Source organism: Mesorhizobium sp. M1A.F.Ca.ET.072.01.1.1 (genome assembly GCF_004023325.1).
GTDB lineage: Bacteria > Pseudomonadota > Alphaproteobacteria > Rhizobiales > Rhizobiaceae > Mesorhizobium.
In genome coordinates this window covers 1-2,600 of sequence record NZ_RZSF01000555.1, presented here as the reverse complement: position 1 = coordinate 2,600, position 2,600 = coordinate 1, and the positions used below count along the sequence as shown (strand labels likewise).

The following is a 2,600-nucleotide window of genomic DNA, read 5'->3' as shown; positions in this document are numbered from 1 at the left end:
CAGGAAGCGATCCGCCAGTGGACGCGAGCGCTGCGCGACATTTCGGGCAATCTCGAACCTTCGGTCGACATCTATCCGAACCAACCGGCGCTGGTGGTGCGCAATGCCGCCGACGGCAGCCGCGAGCTCGCCCGGCTGCGCTGGGGCATGCCGACGCCGCAAGAACGCGTGCGCGGCAATGCCGATCCCGGCACGACCAACATCCGCAACCCCCAATATGCCCACTGGCTGCCTTATCTCGGCGTCGAGAACCGCTGCCTGGTGCCGGTGACGAGCTTTGCCGAACCCTCGCCAAAGCCCGGCGACAAGGATCCTGAAACGGGCGTGCAGAAGAATTTCTGGTTCGCGCTCGGCGAGGACCGCCCGCTGTTCTTCTTCGCCGGGCTGTGGACGCCCTGGCATGGCGTGCGCAAGGTGAAGGAAGGTCCGGGCGACCACGAGCTCTACGGCTTCCTGACGACCAGGCCGAACGCGTTGATCGCGCCGATCCACGAGAAAGCGATGCCGGTGATCCTGACCACCGAGGCGGAGACCGAGCTGTGGCTGACAGCGCCATGGTCGGAGGCGAGGACGCTGCAGCGGCCGGCGCCGGACGACGCGCTGGTGATCGTGGACAAGCCGGCGACGCAAATCAAGTTTCCGGCGGAGCCGCCGGCGCAGGGGTCGTTGTTTTAGCTCCTCGCCTTCTGCAGCACCCAGATATAACCCTTGGGCGGGTGATCCTGGTCGATGAACTGGGTCTTGACCTCAGTGTCCTTGCCGCCGCAGCGCTTGCAGCGGAAGCGGATGGTTTCGAGCGGCTTGTTCCAGCCGACCACCTTGGCCACGTCGTTCGCTTTGAAGCGGCCGGCGTGGTAGCAGTGGCGGCATTCGACTATGAGCAGCATGTTGGCCTTGACCACCCGGCCGACGAAGCCGCGGAAACGGATGCCGGATGTGAAGTGAGCTGTGGTGGCGGCTAGTTCACGCGCCAGAGGAAATAAGGCCAGTCCGGCGTGTCGAAGGGCAAGGGGGTCCAGCGCGGCGACTGCATCGCCCGGTCGCTGACCACTAGGCCACCCGGTGCCATCAACGCATCGATGAGCGCCGCCAGCCAGCCGGCCTGGGCGGTGTCGCGGGCGCGGTCCTCACTGCCGAAATCGGCATGGGCCAAGGCTGCGGGCGCGCAGCCGGACAAGGCGGGCAGCGTTTCGCGGAAATCGCCCAGCACAAGGTCGGCGCTGGCCGGCGCCGCATCAGCCGGGGCGTGCAGGTCGCGGTCGAAGGCGATGATCCGGCGGTCCGGGAACAGCTTGCGCAGATGGCTGTAGGTGCGGCCCTTGCCCAGGCCGATCTCCAGCACCGGGCCGGGCAAGCCCCGGGTCTCCTCCGCCGCCCGCTCCAGCGCCCGGCGCTGGGTGGTGAGGCGGGCGATCATGCGGTCGAGGCGGCTGTCCATGGGCACTCCGGGCAGGCTCGATGGTGTCGAGGGCCGCCACTGTAGCTTCGGCCAGGGACACCGTCGATCCCGAACGCGGCAAAACCAGGTCTCAGAAATAGCTCGCGTGTTGAGTGACAGCTGCTATCCCCTCGCCTTCTGCAGCACCCAGATATAACCCTTGGGCGGATGGTCCTGGTCGATGAACTGGGTCTTGACCTCAGTGTCCTTGCGGCCGCAGCGCTTGCAGCGGAAGCGGATGGTTTCGAGCGGCTTGTTCCAGCCGACCACCTTGGCCACGTCGTTCGCCTTGAAGCGGCCGGCGTGGTAGCAGTGGCGGCATTCGACTATCAGCAGCATGTTGGCCTTGGCCGCCCGGCCGACGCTGTCCATGGGTCCGGCCATTTCTCATGTCCGGTCTGAATAATCCTCAGGCAGCGGCAGCAGGCCGAGCCAGGCGGCGCGGAAATCGAGGTCCCTGCCCGCCACCGCGCTCATCACCTCATGCAGCCTCTCCACCAACCCGTTGAGCCGCCAGTACATTTCGCCGTTGGTCTTGAGATTGAGCTGCGCCGCCAGCACGGTCTGGCGCAGTTCCAACGCATCGCGAATGATCGCCTCCGCGTCCGACCGGAACAATCTGTCATAGCGGCTTTTCCGTCTGCCCAACGCGGCTCTCCGTGATCCTGAGCAACCGCCCCATCTGCTGACAAAATAGGAACCCGTTCCTCGCTGAGTCAATTCGTCGTTGACAATTTTGTTCCCTTTTTGTTCACATGCTAGTGGAAACCTGCGGAGCACCCGAGATGGATCACATCGTCAGGCTCGACAGCCGCGAGGAAGCGGCGCTTCAGGCAATCGCCGAGCGGTTCATCGCCCGGCACAAGGGCGACCCGGTGAAGGCGCTGAAGGAGATGATCGTGTTCAACGGCCATCTCCAGCAACGGCTCGACGCGCTCCAGGCTTCAAGGCTTCGTCAACGAGACGCGTCGGGACGGCGCGGCTGAGGCATGCTGCCCCGTCAGGCGGCCCGCAGTCCTTCCTTCGGACGCAGGTTCTGGTTCATGCGGAACAGGTTCTGCGGATCGTAGCGCTGCTTGATCTCGAGCAACCGGCGATAATTGCCGCCATAGGCCGCTTCGACACGATCGACCTCATCCTCCGGCATGAAGTTCACATAGGC

7 protein-coding genes are annotated in these 2,600 nt (G+C 65.0%); 2 read left to right on the top strand and 5 right to left on the bottom strand.

What is annotated here, in order from left to right; genetic code table 11:
- Positions 1–675: SOS response-associated peptidase (locus tag EOA32_RS36175; RefSeq protein ID WP_145971487.1), on the top strand; the 675-nt coding region annotated here is incomplete at its 5' end.
- On the opposite strand, the gene EOA32_RS36170 is transcribed toward EOA32_RS36175, so the two are convergent.
- The 4 genes from EOA32_RS36170 to EOA32_RS36155 form a co-directional block, all read right to left on the bottom strand.
- Positions 672–887: a hypothetical protein gene (locus EOA32_RS36170; RefSeq protein WP_095824658.1), complete on the bottom strand. Its 216-nt coding sequence runs from the start codon at positions 885–887 to the stop codon at positions 672–674. The two genes, EOA32_RS36175 and EOA32_RS36170, sit on opposite strands and share 4 nt — an antisense overlap.
- A 71-nt stretch (positions 888–958) precedes the next feature.
- Positions 959–1,438 (bottom strand): class I SAM-dependent methyltransferase, encoded by a 480-nt coding sequence (locus EOA32_RS36165; RefSeq protein ID WP_095783323.1) that lies wholly within the window; start codon positions 1,436–1,438, stop codon positions 959–961.
- Between the two features lie 123 nt (positions 1,439–1,561).
- The gene (locus EOA32_RS36160) at positions 1,562–1,822 is read right to left on the bottom strand and encodes a hypothetical protein (RefSeq protein ID WP_127334995.1); all 261 of its coding nucleotides are present in this window, start codon (positions 1,820–1,822) and stop codon (positions 1,562–1,564) included.
- 3 nt (positions 1,823–1,825) lie between these two features.
- Positions 1,826–2,086: a hypothetical protein gene (locus EOA32_RS36155; RefSeq protein ID WP_127215614.1), complete on the bottom strand. Its 261-nt coding sequence runs from the start codon at positions 2,084–2,086 to the stop codon at positions 1,826–1,828.
- Positions 2,087–2,223: 137 nt separating this feature from the next.
- Between EOA32_RS36155 and EOA32_RS36150 the strand changes: the two genes are divergently transcribed.
- On the top strand, positions 2,224–2,424 hold the full coding sequence (locus EOA32_RS36150; RefSeq protein WP_095779104.1) for a hypothetical protein: 201 nt from the start codon (positions 2,224–2,226) through the stop codon (positions 2,422–2,424).
- Between the two features lie 14 nt (positions 2,425–2,438).
- Here EOA32_RS36150 and EOA32_RS36145 read toward each other — a convergent pair.
- Positions 2,439–2,600, bottom strand: a 162-nt coding sequence (locus EOA32_RS36145; RefSeq protein WP_189407685.1) for a BBE domain-containing protein, incomplete at its 5' end; no start/stop codon positions are given.

Coding starts and splice junctions, on each gene's coding strand:
- EOA32_RS36170 (WP_095824658.1), bottom strand. CDS start 887: ATGCTGCTCATAGTCGAATGCCGCCACTGCTACCACGCCGGCCGCTTC.
- EOA32_RS36165 (WP_095783323.1), bottom strand. CDS start 1,438: ATGGACAGCCGCCTCGACCGCATGATCGCCCGCCTCACCACCCAGCGC.
- EOA32_RS36160 (WP_127334995.1), bottom strand. CDS start 1,822: ATGGCCGGACCCATGGACAGCGTCGGCCGGGCGGCCAAGGCCAACATG.
- EOA32_RS36150 (WP_095779104.1), top strand. CDS start 2,224: ATGGATCACATCGTCAGGCTCGACAGCCGCGAGGAAGCGGCGCTTCAG.